This is a genomic window from Sphingobacterium hungaricum, assembly GCF_015210005.1.
In the GTDB taxonomy this organism is placed as follows: domain Bacteria; phylum Bacteroidota; class Bacteroidia; order Sphingobacteriales; family Sphingobacteriaceae; genus Sphingobacterium; species Sphingobacterium hungaricum.
Map to the genome: position 1 here is coordinate 427,210 of NZ_MU158698.1, position 19,188 is coordinate 446,397.

The window sequence follows — 19,188 nt, forward strand, 5'->3', positions numbered from 1 at the left end:
CATTTTCTTGGCTCCCCAACCTGCTATTAATACCTTAAAAAACTTATTCATGGCTTTTCTTTTCTTATTGATGTAAACTAACAACATCAAATCAATGAAATTGTTTTCTTTGCTAACGAAGTTCCTTGACCGCGATCGATCCACTTAAATAATCCTTGAGATGACGCCCATCGCCATGGATAGTCCATATTTCCTGAGGACGAACCTGCTCAATAAAAGACAGCAAATCATCCCAATCGACATGGTCCGAAATCAGCAGTTCAATTCCATTCTGATGCTGCAGGCGTTTCCATCCCGATGCAAAAGCACGTATCACATTCTTCGCGCGCATGTAACTTGAAAAAGTAAACGGCGGCACCAAATAAATCTTATTTTGGTCAGGCACTTTCATGGCTTGCCGATTATAAGGCAGGTAGGTCAATTGCTGAAAACCCTCCCGATCATAGATGCGATGAAAAGGCAGAATGCCATGATGCACCAGCACTTCTTTATCTGGGCAATGCGCATTGATCAATGCGGTCAGGCGCTGGGCTTTGCCCAATGTATAACAGCCTAAAAGAATATTGATTTGGGTGGTATTTAGCTTTTTGATTTCTTCGACCGGATCTGGATGTTTGGTCTCGGGATTTGCAAATGTGGTTTCCGTTATCAATACATCCGCCTGTTCGATTTCAATCGGTTCGCAGGTGCTGTCTTCCTGCATCTTAAAATCGCCGGTATACAGGTATTTTACGCCCTGATAAATCATCATGATTTGGGCGGAGCCCAAAATATGACCGGCAGGAATAAAATACAGATCGACCTCCTTAAGCTTAAAATGTTCTGAAAAACCATACACACGGTAAGACTCCTTTCGTTGCCGTGTATATCGGGTTTGCATAAACACAGACGTTGCTGCCGTCGTATAGATTAAGCGGTGACCTGGCCGCGCATGATCGGCGTGAGCATGCGACACCACCGCAGTTTCCACAGGTTCCAATGGATCTAAGTAGAAATCACCATAGCGGCAATAGTACCCTTTATTTTGCTGGACCAGAAAATCAGGCAATGGATTAAGATTCATTCGCCTCCTCTAAAAATAGCTGATGCAGCTCGTAAACCTGAGCGATCAGCGACGCTTTTCCGTCATTTAGCAGGATAAAATCAGCCAACGCCTGTTTGTCCGCATCAGTCATCTGCTTGCTGATTCGATCTTTCACTTGTTCTTCCGTGGCCCCGTCACGTTCCATCACCCGTTGGATTCGGATGGCTTCGGGAGCGGTGACCAGAATAATTTTGTCCAATGCTTTATAAGAACCGCTTTCAAACAATAGAGCAGCTTCTTTAATCGAATACGGATAAGTCTGCGCTTCTGCCCAGTCTTTTCCGTGCTGAATAACAATCGGATGAACGATGGAATTGAGCTTCTTTAATTCAGTTTCGTTATTAAACACTTGATCAGCCAAAAACTTGCGGTTGACTTGTCCGTCTGCGAGGTAGGTTTCCTTGCCGAAGGCAGCTATCAAAGCTTCCTTCAGTTCCGGATTGCTGACCATCAGCGATTTCGCTTCGCTGTCTGCATCATATACCGGCACTCCCAAGGTTTTGAACAGCTTGCAAACCAAACTCTTGCCTGCTCCTATCCCACCCGTTATTCCTATTTTTAAGCTCATTTATTTTCTGACTAAAAAATCCACATTCGCCGGATCGACGCTAATGACTTTTACAAATTCCGGTGACCGCGTAATCAGTACCGGCAGACTTTTCACATGGTTTTCTTCCCATGAATTCATATCCACTACAGCCTCAAAATCGCGCGCTGTCCAAGTATTGTAATCCTTGATCGACACCAAAATAGCGACCTTGACTTTGCTCGGAAGCGTCCGTACGGACGTATATTTTGATGCATTCTCCACGCGGAGCGGAATTTCCAGTATCTTTTCCGTCAGCTCGCCTACCGGAATGGTTATCTCCGTGAATGTCGGATAAATGGTAATGTTGTTTTTTTGATTTCGGTTTAAATAGGCAATCGTTCGGATGTCCGAATGAATGGCCGAACCTTTTATGCTGTCCGTTTCAAGGTATTCGATGCTTGCGACATCTTCCATCGGTCCAGTTACGGTCACATACGCGGGATTGCTTTTGGTTTCACCAATAATGCCATACTGCTTTTTGAAATCAATATGTGTCAGCACGCGCACAGGAATTTTACGCTGTGTCTGCTTTGAAAAATCAAAGAATAAGGTATCGGGATGCACTTTGATTACTTTCTTATCTGCTGGAAACTGCTTGTTGATAAAACCAATCTGGTTAGACATGACGACGAAATTACGGTTCGCCAACCCGCTAAGATCAACCTGAATGGTCGATGTATCTTTATGCAAGTTTGCCAGAAACACTTTCCAACCGGACATGGTTACTTCCACATCTACGGTATCGGATTGCAAGGGGTGAAAAGCTCTTTTCTCGGGAATATTCACGTAGGAAATACCCGCCTTAATGCGGTACTTGTAATCGCTCGATATAGCAAATAGCAACCAGGCGATAAATGATATAAGCACACAGCGCAGAAAAACACCAATTTTTCTCCGTTGATTCTTACTTATTCGTCGTTGCGCCATACTACAAATGTACTATTTTCAAAAGAAACCCGCCATGGATTTTTTAGTGCTACGAGCTAAGCTATTTTGCGGGATTGATTGCGTAAGCATAGTTGTTCAACATCTTCCGAAGGGCGCGATGTAGAAATTATAAGATTACGGAGTAAAGCATAAGGAGCAAAGATTTGGCGACTATGAAGAAGTCGCTGTGAGCTATGTTCAAAATAGCATTCCTTCTGCAGGACAACTTATACAAAATAATGCAAACACATTTACCAAAGGCACAACCGCTTTATAGAAAATACAAAGCGATAAATTTTGTGCCTTAGGTACAAACCTTATTGAAATGGGTAGCGTACCTACGGCACGCTTCTATTATCTTTCCTAAGACTACAAAGCGGTAGCTCCTACGGAGCATTTTTGTATTTTATATAAGCACACGCGAAACGCGTGCGCTAGCGAAAGGGTTTGCGATTAAGCAGGTCTTTGAATTTTTACTTTTGACTTTTTATTTTGAAAGCTGTTCGATATCTTTCGAAGGGTCATCCTGAATAGCGACAATAGCGTCGTAACACGCAGAACGTTTTTTTTACTTTTGAATTTTTACTTTTTACTTTGAAAAGCCATCATCTCTAAGCACATACGTCCGTTATGGTAAGGACATTTCCAAAATCCTGCTTTGTCGTCTTTTCGATTGATGGATCCACCCTCGTTCCGGCTCCAATACCATTCTCCATTTTCATAATCAATAAGCTCGTTCTGAATATATTTCCAAAGTATTTTCGAATATTCCAAGTAGTGAACTTGATCGAATTGAACTGCTAGGTATTGGAAACCAACAACAGCTTCCGCCTGAACCCACCAATGCCGTTCTTTATCCAAAACTCCATCCTTTAATTCATAAGCCATGCTTCCATCAGCCAACAAGCCTTCCGCCGAAGCTAAGGCAATCGCGAGCGATGTAGTTGCAACTTCTTCTTTTAATTCTGTATTATTTAGTACCTCTGCTGCCTCAAGCATTAGCCATGCGGCCTCAATATCGTGTCCATAGGAAATCGTGTCCGTCTGTGAATTCCAATTTTTATCAAAAAACAATTGCAGATGTCCATTTTTCGGATTGTAGATTTTATGAAGAAAGAGATCAAGCAATTCATGCTGTGCGCGAATAACTTGTTGATCCGGCCAGATTCGCAACAGATTCGTATAAGGTTCAAGAATGTGCAAATGCGTATTCATGGTCTTAGCTTCGTTCTCATCTTTATCGCTCAAACGCATATCCTCGATCGGTTGCCAATCTTCAGTAAACGCTTCCCAATATCCTCCCGTTTCTTGATCTTTAAGCGATTCAATTTGTTCAAAAAATGCTTTTGAAAGTGTCAAAGCTTCGGGAATGGAGGTTGCACGGTAATATTCCGAAAATGCATACAATGCAAAACCCTGTGCATAGGTCTGCTTTTTCTTGTTCACTGGATTTCCAAGGTAATCCAATTCCCAATATACACCGCCAAATTTGGCATCAATAAAATGCAGTTTGATGTATTCAAAAGCACGATTCGCGATATTGAGATAACTTTCTTTTTTCAGCACCCTAAAGGCAGCTGAAAAAGTCCACAAAATCCGCGCATGCATAACGACACCTTTGTTCGCCTTTTCTTGTAACCGATTGTGACCGTCAATCGCGCCATAGAATCCTCCATGTTCGTAATCAACCATTTTTTCAGCCCAAAATGGCAGAATATTTTCTTCTAATTCTTTTCTAAATTCATTCATGCAATGCCGCACTTATTTTCTTTTATCTTCTAATTCTGATGTTATTTGGATCATTTTCTTTTCGCTCAACGGATAAAAGCTGATAAACAGCACTGATAAAATCGTCCCTATTGCTGGAAAGAAACTTAGAAACATGCGAATTCCGCTTAGCGTTTCAGCACTTTGATCCTGATTTGCCTGAAATCCGTAATAGCCCAAGAGCCAACCTGTCAGCGCTGTACCAAGCGCCCAGCCTAACTTTTGGCTCATCGAAGAGGAACTAAAAATCAGACCTGTGGCTCTATTTCCGGTTTTTAGTTCCGAATAGTCAGCGCAATCTGCATACATCGACCACAATAGCGGAAATATGGAACCTGCACAAATACTGATCATAATCTGCAAACTGAAAATAAGCACAAGATTATCGCTAGCCAGCCAATAGAATGCAATGCTTCCAACAGTGGCTAAAATCATGGAGATCATGTAGGTGTTCTTTTTTCCTATGCTGTTGCTGACGGGAGCGGCAAGCACCACACCAAGAATATTCGCAGCCTGACCTACAGCAAGGTACAAACCACTCAGAACAAACGGTATATTGAACAATACAACATCGCCAAACAGGTCTTCCCTGATGTAATATTTAAAATAGTACAAAGTCGCGCCATCGCGAATGGAATTGAACAGCAAAGCCGCAACGCCCGCGCCTAACAAAATCCACCAAGGCTTATTGTTGAATAAATCCTTTATGTCCTGTTTTAAACTCGTAGAATGTTCTGATACTGGCTGAACGCGTTCTTTGGTCCAGCTGAAGCAGAGCAAAAAAAGCACAACGCAACAAACAGCAATCACAGCAACTGCCATCACCCATCCATACTGTTGATTTTCGATCAATTGGCTTCGCCCACTAAAGTAATTGACCAGCGGATTAAAGAGCAATAAAGTCACGAAGCTTCCAAGGTATGCAAAGGTCATCCGGAAAGTAGCCAATACATTGCGCACTTTCGGTGAAGGACTCATGACCCCCAACAAGGATGCGTAAGGCACATTAATCGCCGAATACACCATCATCATGATTGAATAAGTTACATACGCGTAGACTATTTTACCTGATTCTCCAAAGGAAGGCGTGTAAAATGTCATGACGCCAATCACGCCAAACGGAATGGCTACATACAAGATATAGGGTCGGAATTTCCCCCATTTTGACTGTGTTCGATCAGCTAAAGCCCCAATTATCGGATCGAACAAAGAATCCCAGACCCTAGTAATTAAAAACATGGTACCAACGACCTTTGCTTCCATACCGAAAACATCGGTGTAAAAAAACATCAGGTACATGCCGAACAACTTCCAAAACATCGAAGAAGCGGCATCGCCTAGTCCATAGCCAATTTTTTCTTTAAGAGTAACTTGATCTTTCATTTAAGTTTGGTTGAGTAATGGAGCCTAAGTTAGCGATTCAAATTTTTTGAAATCAAATCTGAAAGAATTTTCACCGAAGCCGCGGATCTAAATCCATCTTCGGGCGTGTGGATACAATAGTCCAAAAGACGCTCTACCGACGACACAGCTACATGCATCCGCGTATCACTTGATGCATAATAAATAAATACTTTCCCATCTTCATCTGCAATCCAGCCATTTGAGAACAGCACATTCGAAACATCGCCTACGCGTTCTTCGCCTAGCGGCGCCATCAGATGTCCAGCTGGTTCGGCAATCAGCTGATCCGGATTATGCAAGTCAGTTAAGTAAACATAGAGTACATATCGAAGTCCAGCCGCACAGTTACGAACGCCATGCGCTAGATGCAACCAGCCTTTTTCGGTTTTGATCGGCGCCGGCCCTTCCCCATTCTTCAGTTCCTTGATTGTATGGTAATAACGGTGGTTGATAATCTTTTCTTCGTGGACAATTGCATTTTCCATGCTTTCTACCAATCCCCATCCAATTCCTCCGCCACTTCCTGTATCAATAAAGCCATCTTGCGGTCTTGTGTAAACAGCATATTTTCCATCGATAAACTCTGGATGCAGTACAACATTTCTTTGCTGGCTTTTGGATTGTAAATCAGGCAGACGTTCCCATTGGACAAGGTCTTTGCTTCGAACAATTCCTGCCGACGCAACTGCCGATGATAGATCGCCTGGCAATGCATTCGGATCTTTTTTCTCTGAACAAAAGATACCATAAACCCACCCATCTTCGTGAGCGGTAAGCCTCATGTCATAGATATTCGTATCTGGATCTTCTGTTTCGGGAATAACGATCGGAAAGTCCCAAAACTTAAACTGGTCAACTCCCGTAGCGCTTTCTGCTATCGCAAAAAAAGATTTTCTATCGTTCCCTTCTACCCTAACCATCAACAGATACTTGCCATTCCATTTAATTGCGCCAGCATTAAACGTTCCGTTAATGCCAAATCGTTCCATAAAAAATGGATTTTCTACCTCATCTAAATCATAACGCCAATAAATCGGCGTATGTTCTGCCGTGATGACCGGATACGTATATCGTTCGAAAATCCCATTTCCTGGCAAAACAATTTCATTCTTTCTATTTATTAATTCTTCATGCGCCTGTTTTACGGCCGCTATCCGGTTTTCAAATTTGTCTTTCATTTATTTTTAAACGATGATGGTTTTGATGCTCTATTTTATATGTGTTTTATTCTTCTATTTCCTGTATGATTCAGCGACTGGTATCGTTACGATGGTTTCTAAAATTGGTAAAGTTTAAAAGGTTAAAAAAAGACGAACAGCTAAGCATCCAATCTAATTAATCCATAGTCAAAGATAATTCTTAGAGGAAGTCAATTGCTAGTATTATTTTAACCTTTAATGACACAAATACTATGAACAACATCAAATTTGCACCGCTGGACAACGTAATCAGGATATACTATTTTATCTGACTTAGCCGTCTTCTTACTGTAGGTAGCAAATGATTTGATCGTTAAGGATAGACTAATGCTGGATAATTGATGTAAAAATCATTCGTTGCGGTCTTAATTGCATCGAAATTTCCATAGTTATCATTTTCCCAAGGATTTTTCCAAGCGCAAACGCCCGCATATCCATTCCAGTAACTTTGTTTATAATAATTGGCCAAGGTTATGTTCCAATTTCCAGCATTGTTATACGATGAACTATTAATGTTATACCCTGGAGTTTCTCCGATTAAAACCGGTTTGTTCCCATTATCCAGCCAATATCCGACACTTGTCGCAAATGGAGCGCCTGACGATTGCCATTGGTACCAATGTGGTGAATAAAAATCGAGGTACGCATTGCTGTTATTGTACTGAGCTTGGAGTTTGGCATTGCTGTAATTATTGCCGCCATGTGTATCCCAAGATGCATAACGATCGCTGTTAAAAATAATCCACATCGAACCTACCGTTACCGGCTTACTAGAAAACTCATTGATTTTCGCTGCACACCAAGCTACGAATCGGATGACATTATTTTTATTAAGATATCCGCAGTTTGCATCGCGCCACATGTGTTCCGGCTCATTGCAAATATCGTAGCCCATAATCGTCGGCTCGTTTTCGTAGCGCTGCAAAAATGGCACTAAGAAATATTCAGTATACCATTGTGTTTTGTTCACATCATTGATAATCTGCCGGTACTGAAGGTGTTTTGAACTGGTATTTTTGACCATGTCAAAAGACCAAAACGTGACCATCAAATAAACTCCCTTTGATTTCGCCAGCTGAACCAATTGATCCATGTTCGACCAGAATTGGCTGGTCGCCCCTGTCACCAAGCCATCGCCATTTAGGGAAGGGCTGTGGCTGCCAGAACCATGAATCCAGATACGGGCTAGATTTATTTTATTGTCCTTGTAACGCTGAAATTCAGTATTCCACCAGGCATAATCAAAATTGCGTCCGAGGAAATCCAAGGAATAATCACTCTGCTTTTGCCAAGCTGTATTAATGCCATTAAAGAAAATCGGCTTCTGGTTGACATAAAATTTGTTCCCGGAAATGCTAACAGCTTGCGTTATCGAAGCCGGCGCCACGCCTGCATTTAGGGTTGAAATGTCCTTTAGCGCAAATTCTTTTTCTACATCTGCGTCTGTTAATTTTTGACAACTAAACATTCCAATGAGGATGCTTAGTAAACTGATCAGTTTAAGCTTTTTCATTTTAATTTTATATTTGGTTAATCAAAATTAAGACTGCAGCTTATAAATGGCTAATACTTTTTTGACCAATTATTGTATTAAATACCTGATTTTAAATTATTTAAATCACCAAGCATATACACACGATCTGATCCAAAAACCTCTTTAATCGTTTCTTTGGAATTGTGCTCGAATACCAATTCAGACCAGCCCATAAAGAAAATCCAGTCTTTCTGCTGATTTAAAACTTCAACAGACGGTAACTTTTGGCATTCTCCGATTCCCATTGGTTTGCCCTTGGCAATTCGTTTGATCGATTCATATTTCTCATTAGAAAAACCCGTCGCGTCATCATATACATCTAACGACACGATATCCCAGTAATCTGAGCCAGGATTGTATTCATCTACATCTTGATCCAGCGTCGGAAAATCTTGTATATTCCAAACCCAAATCAAATTATGCAATCCCTTCTCATGTTCAAGGTAATCATGGATCTTCCGATAAAGCTTCGCTGTACCATCTTGTCCTGAACGTCCTCCCCACCAAAACTTTCCTTGATTCATTTCATGAAAAGGTCTAAATAAAACGACCACCTTATTTTCTTGTAGTTTTTGCAAGTAAACTGCGATTTCGTCCACGCGTTGCATGAATTGTGTGTGGATTTCGGAACCTTCAACAAATAATTGTTTCCATTGATCGTCAGATAGACTGCTTAGCACTCCCTTTCCATTATCCCATTCACAAGGCTGTCCGTATGCAGGATTACAAGCATGCCACATGATATTGACTACCGCACCGCTTTGAAATTGTTTGATTGCCTCATCAATCATTGTCCCTCGATGATCGATATTTTCTTTTTGAAATAAAAAATCAGCGCTCCATAGTGCAGGATATTCTCCTGTCAATTTGTGAATTTCATTCGTCCATTTTGCTGGATCGCCGTTCGGTTCGCGGTTATGAATTCCGCCGAGGACGTGATTTGATTTTATATCAGAAAGAAAAGTTAGCAACTCTTGCTTTTTGACAGCTAATTCATTCGTGTCGATCGCTGCTGATCGATCGTCTTTTTTCTCTGAAGAATTTGATTGCGTGCAGGAAGTAACAACTGCAAAACTAATCAAACCTATCAACCCCATTTTCATCTTAATTTTAAGCATACGCTGTTTTTATTTGTTTTTCAAAATGTAAACCATTTCCTTTTTTGATCCTATGAAAATATCATCAAGAACAATTTGCTGATCTTTAAAGTCAATATACCCCAAATCTTCGTAAGTCAGCAACGTGGGTTCGAATTGTGTGAGCGCTAATGCTGTATCAAAACGATATGGAACTTTCAGGGAAACAGATTGCTTTTGTACGCGATTCGTCGGATTATACACATAGATGTATATATGATCTTTGCACTTAAGCGCATAAGCATGAAGATCGCCAGCCTGCACTTCTAATGGAATAAATTCTCCTTTCCCCGCATCGAGCATCTGATCGCTAATCTCACGAACGCCTCTGAAGTAAGCTGTCATTCCTCGATTTTCAAAATATTCCCACCACCAGCTCATTGGCAATACAGGTGTAGGCGAGAAAATCCCATACCATAAACCTCGTTTGAAATCCACTTCCATCCCATGCGAGAAATCATCGAAATTCTTCTGCCAATCCCATTCAAACCCAAATTCTCCAATAATGTAAGGCTTTTGATGTTTTTGGGTATACTCGTTGATTTCTTTTGACAGAATATCGGTGTTGTTATAAATGTGTTTTTGATTGATGTCGATTGTTGAAATATCGTTGAGCCCCGGAATATCCCGATGTGAGATACTCGTCGTGATGATATGGTTGTATGGATCCAATTCTTTGAGATACGCGCTCATTTCCTGATGCCATGTCACAATATCTTCTGTCTTGATCGGAGTTTCACGTCCATTAAACTGAATATTGTCCACTTCGTTTAAAAACTCCCACATCGCAATGTGCGGGCTAAATCCCCAGCGAGCAACAATGTAACGCAACCTATTTTTATAAGTTTGTTTTGCAATGGGACTCGCAAAGAAATCATCCGAAGTTTTCACGTCATTCGGATTCTTTCCACGATAATCTCCTGTACCTAAGGTCAACATGATGTACAAGTCCAACGAATCCGCCAAATGAATTAAATGATCCATCCTCGCAACGGCACTCTCATTGAAATATGATTCAGAAGCAGTATATCGCTCGTTGTTAAAGTTTGAACTAAAATCAATCGGCAGGTTCCAAGAACACATCCAAGTCCGGAAAAAATTACCTCCGTTCTTCGCAAAATCGGGTAACAGGAAATCGTACGAGTACCTATCGGATCTTTCATGCAACTCTTTAAAATATTTTGAGTCATCTTGATCCCTCGATTCCCAGCAGATATTTTCGGCGATTCCTCTAAAAAGACCGTTGTTGTCAAACTTCAGCGTCCAATTATTGTTAACCGTCAGAAAACCTTTGTCGGCTGATGCCAATACTTCCACTATTTGCGGTTTCGAACTTGATGGTTTTTTCTTTTTGCTAGACAGCTTAAAGTAAAAGTTATATGTTCCTATTTCCTGAGGTGCGAAGTTTGCTTTCCATTCGGATAATTCACCAGATTTTCCGCTTTCATAAAAACATGGAAGCACCAGTTGTTTTCCAGAAGGTGATTGAATATGCATATCCAATGCAATGTCTTCTTGTAAATAGGGATTCGTCCATTCTGCTTTTAATTGAATCTGAAGCTCGGCTTTCTTGTACAGTTCTACCGTTGGAGAAAGTAATTTAGCAGAGCTAATCTGTGCTTTTGCAACAGATGAAATCAAAACAAATATGGTTACGATGAATGCTATTCTCATATCGATTAATTTACCGTGACTTTGTCCGCCATCACATACATATTTGGCAAATCTTTAGAAAAAAGACTTACTGTGCTTCTGAACAAAACTTTAAAATCATCTGTAGAGCTATGGTTTTTCCACGGCCCATAAAAATGCATGCCCTGTTTTAACGGATCGTACGCATTTCTCCACAAAACAACCATACTGACTTTCTTTCCGATCATAGGAATCAAAATTTCATTTGTCCAATAAGTCGTGTAAGGTGCACCGCCGTTTTGAATTCCTTCGATACCGATTTCGGTCACACCGCAAGGTTTCAATTTCTCCTGAGAAAGTTCCTGCAATGCTCTAAGATTTGATTGGAATGCTTGGGTATTTGCACCGTGATAACAATCCATCCCGATAAAATCGACCGCATCATCCCCTGGCCAACGAAACAATAAATCTTGCTTTGTACCATTATTATCTCTTTGGGGCGAAATCGCATAGATAAAATTGTGAACCGATTTAGTATCTTTCAAATAAGATTGGGTAAACTTCCATAACTGAATAAATTCCTCCGCTGTTGTACATTTACTTCCCCACCAAGACCATTGCTGTGTATGTTCATGGAAAGGTCTGAAAATAATGGGAATTGCTTTGCCATTATCATCTTTTAACGACAGCGCAAATTCTGCTAAGTTATCAAGCCAGCTTTTGAATTTTAAATTTGTGGCACTGCCTTCTAACAGAATCTGTTTAGCTACATCATTGGACGAATTATCCCAAGAGTCGCCTCCAGTCAGCGGATTATTCAAATGGCAGACTGCAGTAATTACTTCTCCTCGTTTTCTAGCTTCTAAAATTGTTCGCTTTCTTGCTGCATTTAGCGTAGATGTATTTTTTCTGTCGTCCATCAGCTCTGCAAAATCTACGCTGAAAACCGCGGGGTAATCATCTACAATTTCTTTGACATCCGATCGTCCTGGTTCATTTGTCCATTCTCGTCCGTAAATCAATCCATCATGATGTCCAAACATAAATCCTTTGCTTTGAATACGCCAAAGCTGAGAATAAAGTGCTTTGGTTTCAAGGGTTGCACTTTTATCAAATAATTGCAAGGCAACTTCGGTTTCTGGTTTTGTAACCTCTTCTTCGGTGCTAGTTGATTTCTCACAACTAAAGCATGCGACCAAAGCGGCAAAAAGCAATGCATGATACATTTTCATAATTTTCCTTTTTTAGTTCTGTTTTTTGACCTCGATCCAATAACGTCTTGGCTTTTTAACGAATTTGTCGAAATCTGAATAAATTGTACTCCAATCGTCGGTTCCATTCAATGAAAATGCAAATGCATTATTTTGTATGGTCTTTGTCGCATTGTTTCCTAAATTTTCTGTTGTTGCTCCTAAAAACTCACAGTTTACGCGCGTGCCATCTGCGAATATCAAGGTTAGCACACCCGTTGTATAATCTCGTTCCCAAGTTCCTTCCCCTTTTGGTAATTTTCTATAGAATCGGTTCACGTCTGTGCGAGGATCCAAAATGTAGGTAAAATCAGCATACAATCCGTCCGCTCCGGCATCATTGATAATTGCTCCTGTCGTTTTGCCATCTGGCGTTACGCCCGTTAATGTAAATGTCAGTTTGTTATCGAGTTCCACTTGCGGACCCATAGTTGCCGACCAGATCCAAGGCTTGCTCGTTAATGATAAAACTGCAGCTCCGCCATATTCGGGCCCTGTTCCGCCATAAACGACTAAATCAGTGATCGCATATTCTCCAGTAATCGTTTCTTCGAATGGTTCTACTTCGATTTCCCATTGACGCGACTCGCCAGATTCAGCAACTACGGTATAGTTAAATTTATAGTCATTCGCTAAGAAATTAACTTCTTCCCCTGAATTTGGGGCAACAGTCGCACGATAAGATTGTTGAATGATCGGTTTCACTTTTGAGAAATCAGTATTTTCTTCGACCAAAACTTTTACTTTCACTTTTCCTTGAGCCCTATCAACTACTGCGGCTCCGATTTGTGTAAATCCATCACCCATGGTGAAATTCTCAATGGACTTTTCATTGCTCACGACACCATCATACGGATCTTTTCGACAACCATTCAGCAGGATTAGCAGAACAATTGAAAATTGGACGAACGTCGCATGTATTATTTTCGATTTCATAATTTTAAAGTTTAAGGTTGCATTAATGGATTTGAATCAATTTCACGTTGAGGAATTGGGAAGAAATAAGCACCACTAGTAATGCTCTTTCCATACTTTTGCACCAATATTCTTTCCATGGAATTCGTGCGTCTCAAATCGAATAATCGATTTCCTTCAAATGCCAATTCAAGTGCTCTTTCTTCAACCACCGCATTCCGAAAATCTGCTGTCGATAATCCAGTTTGCAAAGGGGCTAACCCAGCACGCGTTCGGATTTTGTTCACTGCCAAATAAGCTTCTGTCGTTGGCCCCGCCGCTTCCGCGTAAATTAATAAAATATCGGAATACCGAATGATCGGTGAATTGGTGCTCATTTTATCCGCATCTCTCAATGGATCGATAAATTTCCTCGTAAAAGGACGCGAAAAGTCATTGATCCCTAATTGAATCACATTGCCATCCGGATTGATGACTTCCGAAACGATCAGATCTAATTTTCTCTTATCACTTCCGTTATAACTGTTGTAATGGAAAGCTTCCATCTGAAAATGGTTCCAGCCTCTTCCGATATTGATTAATTCACTATTCGGGTCGCTCGCGTTATACGGAATAGTCATTGCGAATCCCGGATCGGGCAAGAACATATTCGGAAGTTTAGAGTAGTTTCCTTCACGCTCTCCTTCACGATCCACAGCAGCATCAAAAATATGTTCAGAAATTGCTGCATTCTTATAAATCTCGGTATTCCAGATATCAGGAAGCACATTCGTGAAATCAAATACAGATTGCTGATTAACCACTTTGTCTGCATAAGCTAAAGCCTGCGCGTACATTTCATCGCTATTCGCAACAAAATCATATCCCACAGATCCTGATTCTTTGGATGATGCCAACTGCAAGTATACTTTAGCTAATAAAGCTTGCGCGGCTACGCGGTTTGCACGTCCTTCAAAATTCTTCGTGATCGGCATCAATTCTTCTCCTTGTTTCAAATCAGCAATGATGATATCATATATGGCTTCAATCGACGATTTGGCTACAGGGATTTGTTCTGCTTCCACTAAAGGTTCCAAACGCAAGGGAACTTCACCAAATAAACGCACCAAATTGAAATTATGAAGTGCTCTTAAAAAATAAGCTTCACCAATAATTTGATTTTTTGCAGCATCGACCATGTTCGGAACATTTGGCACATTTGCAATGACGGCATTCGCTCGGGCAACGCCTCGGTACATATACGTCCATAAGTTGTCCAAATCCGAATTGGTCGATGTTGTGCGCAATTGCTCAAGTTCGAAATTCGCCTGGCCTGCATCCGATTTAGCGGTTAAATTTTCGGTAGGCAATTCTGTAATGATGTAATAGCCTCTTGAATAATAACCTACTTCGGGCAAAATAGCATATGCATATACTAATCCCGATAAAGCATCTTCAGCTGTTTTATAAAACGAATTTGAATTTACGATACCATAAGGTTCTTCTGTCAATTTAGAGCAGGACAGAAAAATACTGCTTGTTATTCCTGTCAGGCAAATGCCTGCAATTATTTTACTAATCTTCATATCTTGATAATTTAGATTAAAATCCAACTGTTAAACCCAATGAGTACGCTCTAGGACGAGGGTAGTTCCCCCAATTGATTCCGTCTAATCCAACTTCTGGATCAAAGCCCTTGTTGAATTTTGTGATGGTCAACAAATTATTTCCTGACGCATAAACACGAATGTTGCTAATCCCTTTAATGATGCCTGGTTTGAAATTATATCCAACTGTTACGTTTTGAAGACGTAAGAATGATCCGTCTTCCACGAAGAAATCAGACGCTTTATACCCTCTAGTATTATTTGCTCTTGGGTATAGATCGCTCGGATTGTCTGGAGTCCAGCGCTGTACCTGCCTGCTCGGTGTCATTTTTTGAAGGTCAAAAATATCATTGCCATACACACCATAAAACTGCGCACTTAAATCAAACTGCTTATAGTTCAATGAGGTATTGAAACTGTAAATGAAATTCGGTGTTGGATCTCCGATAACCGCACGGTCGTAGGTAGGATCGATTGTTCCATCCGCTGTGCCATCTGCTCCGGAAATATCCACGTACCTAATCTCTCCTGGAAGCGCTTCACCTCCCGTAAGTCCAGCTTCGATTCCTTGTTCTAGAGATTGGATAATTCCATTTGAGCGATATCCATAAAAGGTATACATTGGTTGACCTACGATAAAGTGATTGACGTTCTGACGAACCATTTCAATCAGTGAACCCGTCACTACACGATCGCTCTCGCCCATAGCTACAACACGGTTTCTATTCAGCGCGAAATTACCGCCTAAGGACCAGTTAAAATCTTCCTTACGAATAATGTCTGCATTGACACCAAATTCAAAACCTTGGTTGTTAATTTCTCCATCATTTACCCATTGCTGATCAAATCCAGATGATGGCGAGATGGTGCGCGTGCGCAGTAGATCTTTCGTACGTTTGTTGTAGAAATCCAAAGTTAGGGTAAAACGCTGATCCATAATTCCGATATCTAAACCAATATCATAAGATGTCGTAGTTTCCCATTTCAAGCTTTTATTCCCTAAACCGCCTACGATTGTCAAGCCTTGTTCGTTATTTGCGCCTGCTAATCCAGGACCAAATCCAGTCATGAACCCATTTTGAGAACCTACATAATAGCGATCGGAACCGAACCTATCCAATGTTTGGTAAGGAGAAATACCTTGATTACCCGTCAGACCGTAACTCGTCCGCAATTTTAGTTCAGAAAAGATGCCTAAGTCTTTAACAAAGGATTCCTCGTTAATCTTCCAAGCAACGGCAGCTGAAGGAAAGAACGCCCATTTGTTATTTTCGCCGAATTTTGTTGAACCATCGGCACGTCCGGTAACTGTCACAAGATACTTGTCCAACAAAGCGTAATTCGCTCGTCCAAACCAAGAGTGCAATGTCGAAGCATAAAGTCCATTATTTAGCACCTTTGTTTTGGCACTATTTAGGTTTTCATTTTGCAAATTATCATTTACAAAATTCATCCCTTGAAGATTGCTCGTCCTTGTTTTGGAATTCTGCAAGGAGAATCCTCCAACGAAATTTAATCGATGAATATCTTTGAATGTTTTGTCGATCGTTAAGTAGTTTTCATTAACTAGCTCGTTGTTGTTGTAATTGTTGATCGCCCCGAAACCTGTGTTTTCGTATCCTCGGAAGGTGACCGTTGCTGGCTCATACACATCGCCGATAGAATTACCGTATTTTGTACTCAACTGGCTTCTAAACTGTAGCCAATCCGTAATTTTGACATTCACGAAAAATGTCCCCAACACATCGATGGATTTTGATTTATTCAAAACTTCATTGGCAATCGCCATTGGATTTCCGAAGTCCATCGCTGAAGTGCGGAAGTAATTTCCATTCTCGTCGTACACAGGAAATATCCGTGTGCGGCCTGCACTCAAGTTTTGACCTGTATTGTTTGTATAGGTTAAAATAATATTTGTTCCAGCGGATATCGCGTTATTTATTTTCTGATCTAGATTAAGCCTTCCTGTGTATTTATCATACGCATTCTTTATCGCTAGACCTTCTTCTTTATAGTAATTTCCTGACATCGAGTACTTCGTGTTATCAGATCCACCATCTATTCCTAAGGTATAATTTTGCGAAAAAGGATTTCTATACACTAAATCCACCCAGTCTGTATTGGTAGCCCATTTTGGTTTATTCGGATCCAATCCACGCAATTCGGCGATGGAAGGAAAATAAACGCCGCTGCGAATCTCTCCTAAATAAGGCAATTGGCTAAGCGGAGTTCCACCATTTAAGGCCGCTTCATTTGCATACACAGCTTCTTCGATTCCATCTCGCCATAAGTCTGGTTTAACAGAAAGCGTAGACCCTGTATTCATTGTATTTAACGTGATGCGAGGAGTCCCTGCGCGCGCTTTTTTCGTTGTCACCATGATTACGCCATTCGCTCCGCGGGAACCATAAATAGCCGCTGAAGATGCATCTTTCAACACTTCAATAGACTCAATGTCTTCTGGGTTAATTTGCTTTAGGTCACCCGCATCTCCCCATGGGAAACCATCGACAACCACCAATGGTGCATTCGAACCGCTCAATGAACTGTTACCGCGAATACGGATTGTCGCACCGGCTCCTGGCTGTCCGCTAGAGATTGCAACTTGCACACCAGGAATCTTCCCTTGAAGCAACTGATCGACAGAAGAGGCTGGAGTTTTATTCAACTCGCTTCCTTTTAAGGTTGCGACAGATCCAGTCAGATCACTCTTTTTGACACCGCCATATCCAACGACAACGACATCTTCTAGGTCGACAGATGAACTCAGTAACACCGCGTCGATTGTGCTTCTCTTGTTGATTGAAATTTGCAATGTTTCTAATCCGACAGAGCTAAACGAAAGCACGTTATCCGCATCGGATACCATTAACTCATAAATTCCCTCTTGGTTTGTCGAGGTGCTTTGTCCATTGGATTTCACCGTGACGCCAGATAAAGGTTTACCCTCACTATCCTTAACCACTCCCTTGATGACACGGCTTTGCGCCGTCGCGAGTTGGACAGTGAAAAGTACGCTAAGAAAAATAGCGCAGGTTTTTAATAAACTTCTTCTCATTATATTAAACATTTAGATTTATTTATTTAGCTTAATTGGTAATTTTTCACCCCGACAAATTAGCAAGGGATTTTTCATAATTGATTTATATTAAGCTTTAGACAAAGATATCTTACGAAGGGGCAACGGGTGCAATACTATTTTAGCTAATTATTGTACAATAACTAGTTAAATGGTCTGCTTGTGCAAACAGATGACCAAAAAGGCATATATTATTTTAACTTATTACACAAAGATCCTGCTGCCGCTAAAGTTTAAGCGGTACTCAGAAGGTGTGCAATTTTTCTTGCGCCTAAACATGCGGTTAAAATTGGAGATGTTATTGAATCCGCATTGGTAGCATATTTCAGCAACGGTATTGCTTGTTTCGATCAGCATGCGAGTGGCATGGCCGAGACGAATTTCATTCAAATTATCGATAAAGGTTTTGCCCGTTCTTTTCTTAATAAACCTAGAAAAGGAAACTTCGGACATATTCACTTGATCCGCTAAATCTTTCAATGTGACATGCTCACTAAAATGACGGTTCATGTATTCGAATGCGCTATCCAAACGTCGGCTACGATGGGTCAAGCTTTTGTCTAATAGCATATCGCCATCGACCAACGTTTTTGTGTCTTTGGCTATGGACAAATCCCGCAGGATCAACATCAGTTTAATGACAGAGTCGAAACCTGTAGTCTTGTGCAGATTTAGAATTTCCGGAGCAATTTGTTTCACCGTATCCGACGAAAAATGAAGTCCATAGCGACTTAGGGACAACATTCTCTTGATAAAATTCAATTGGTTTTTATCTAAGAAACGCTCACTGAAAAGATCTTGATGCCATTGTATAGTGACTTCAATAATTTTCTTTGATTCGCAATTATGGTTGAACCAGCCATGAGGAAGGTTTGGCCCTGCTAAAACCAATTCGAGTTCATCGATCTCTTCGACATGATTTCCCACAATACGCTGTGCTCCCTTTGCATGCAGTATCATATTTAACTCATACTCCTCATGATAATGATAGGGAAAATCAAACTTCTCTTTCTCCCTGTGGAAGACAGTGAAACATTCAGTTTCTCTTAAGGGAGTAACTTCCTTGATTGCGTGGTTTTGGCTCAT

General features: G+C 40.9%; 14 protein-coding genes. All 14 read right to left on the bottom strand.

Annotated elements, in window-relative coordinates:
* Positions 1-112: 112 nt before the first annotated feature.
* The 14 genes from C4F49_RS04985 to C4F49_RS05050 all read right to left on the bottom strand — a co-directional run bounded on the left by C4F49_RS04985 (position 113) and on the right by C4F49_RS05050 (position 19,188).
* Positions 113-1,063, bottom strand: a complete 951-nt coding sequence (locus C4F49_RS04985) for an MBL fold metallo-hydrolase (protein WP_196934777.1) — start codon at positions 1,061-1,063, stop codon at positions 113-115.
* Positions 1,053-1,652 carry a dephospho-CoA kinase gene (gene coaE, locus C4F49_RS04990; protein ID WP_196934778.1) on the bottom strand — a complete coding sequence of 200 codons (600 nt, stop codon included), beginning with the start codon at positions 1,650-1,652 and terminating at the stop codon, positions 1,053-1,055. The genes C4F49_RS04985 and coaE overlap by 11 nt, the downstream gene beginning before the upstream one ends.
* Complete coding sequence (locus tag C4F49_RS04995) at positions 1,653-2,540, bottom strand: YbbR-like domain-containing protein (protein ID WP_231388212.1); 888 nt, start codon at positions 2,538-2,540, stop codon at positions 1,653-1,655.
* 642 nt (positions 2,541-3,182) lie between these two features.
* The gene (locus C4F49_RS05000; protein ID WP_196934780.1) at positions 3,183-4,349 is read right to left on the bottom strand and encodes an AGE family epimerase/isomerase; all 1,167 of its coding nucleotides are present in this window, start codon (positions 4,347-4,349) and stop codon (positions 3,183-3,185) included.
* Positions 4,350-4,361: 12 nt separating this feature from the next.
* Positions 4,362-5,750, bottom strand: a complete 1,389-nt coding sequence (locus tag C4F49_RS05005) for an MFS transporter (protein WP_196934781.1) — start codon at positions 5,748-5,750, stop codon at positions 4,362-4,364.
* Positions 5,751-5,779: 29 nt separating this feature from the next.
* Positions 5,780-6,949: a glycoside hydrolase family 130 protein gene (locus tag C4F49_RS05010; RefSeq protein ID WP_196934782.1), complete on the bottom strand. Its 1,170-nt coding sequence runs from the start codon at positions 6,947-6,949 to the stop codon at positions 5,780-5,782.
* Between the two features lie 334 nt (positions 6,950-7,283).
* The gene (locus C4F49_RS05015; protein ID WP_196934783.1) at positions 7,284-8,483 is read right to left on the bottom strand and encodes a glycoside hydrolase 5 family protein; all 1,200 of its coding nucleotides are present in this window, start codon (positions 8,481-8,483) and stop codon (positions 7,284-7,286) included.
* Between the two features lie 77 nt (positions 8,484-8,560).
* On the bottom strand, positions 8,561-9,622 hold the full coding sequence (locus C4F49_RS05020; RefSeq protein WP_196934784.1) for a glycoside hydrolase family 26 protein: 1,062 nt from the start codon (positions 9,620-9,622) through the stop codon (positions 8,561-8,563).
* Positions 9,623-9,631: 9 nt separating this feature from the next.
* A complete protein-coding gene (locus C4F49_RS05025; RefSeq protein ID WP_196934785.1) occupies positions 9,632-11,314 on the bottom strand; it encodes a DUF5060 domain-containing protein in 1,683 nt (560 codons plus the stop codon).
* 5 nt (positions 11,315-11,319) lie between these two features.
* Positions 11,320-12,504: a glycoside hydrolase family 26 protein gene (locus tag C4F49_RS05030; RefSeq protein ID WP_196934786.1), complete on the bottom strand. Its 1,185-nt coding sequence runs from the start codon at positions 12,502-12,504 to the stop codon at positions 11,320-11,322.
* A 12-nt stretch (positions 12,505-12,516) separates the two neighbouring features.
* On the bottom strand, positions 12,517-13,458 hold the full coding sequence (locus C4F49_RS05035; RefSeq protein ID WP_196934787.1) for a hypothetical protein: 942 nt from the start codon (positions 13,456-13,458) through the stop codon (positions 12,517-12,519).
* 11 nt (positions 13,459-13,469) lie between these two features.
* Positions 13,470-15,002: a RagB/SusD family nutrient uptake outer membrane protein gene (locus tag C4F49_RS05040; RefSeq protein WP_196934788.1), complete on the bottom strand. Its 1,533-nt coding sequence runs from the start codon at positions 15,000-15,002 to the stop codon at positions 13,470-13,472.
* 16 nt (positions 15,003-15,018) lie between these two features.
* Complete coding sequence (locus tag C4F49_RS05045; protein WP_196934789.1) at positions 15,019-18,081, bottom strand: SusC/RagA family TonB-linked outer membrane protein; 3,063 nt, start codon at positions 18,079-18,081, stop codon at positions 15,019-15,021.
* Positions 18,082-18,306: 225 nt separating this feature from the next.
* On the bottom strand, positions 18,307-19,188 hold the full coding sequence (locus C4F49_RS05050; RefSeq protein ID WP_196934790.1) for an AraC family transcriptional regulator: 882 nt from the start codon (positions 19,186-19,188) through the stop codon (positions 18,307-18,309).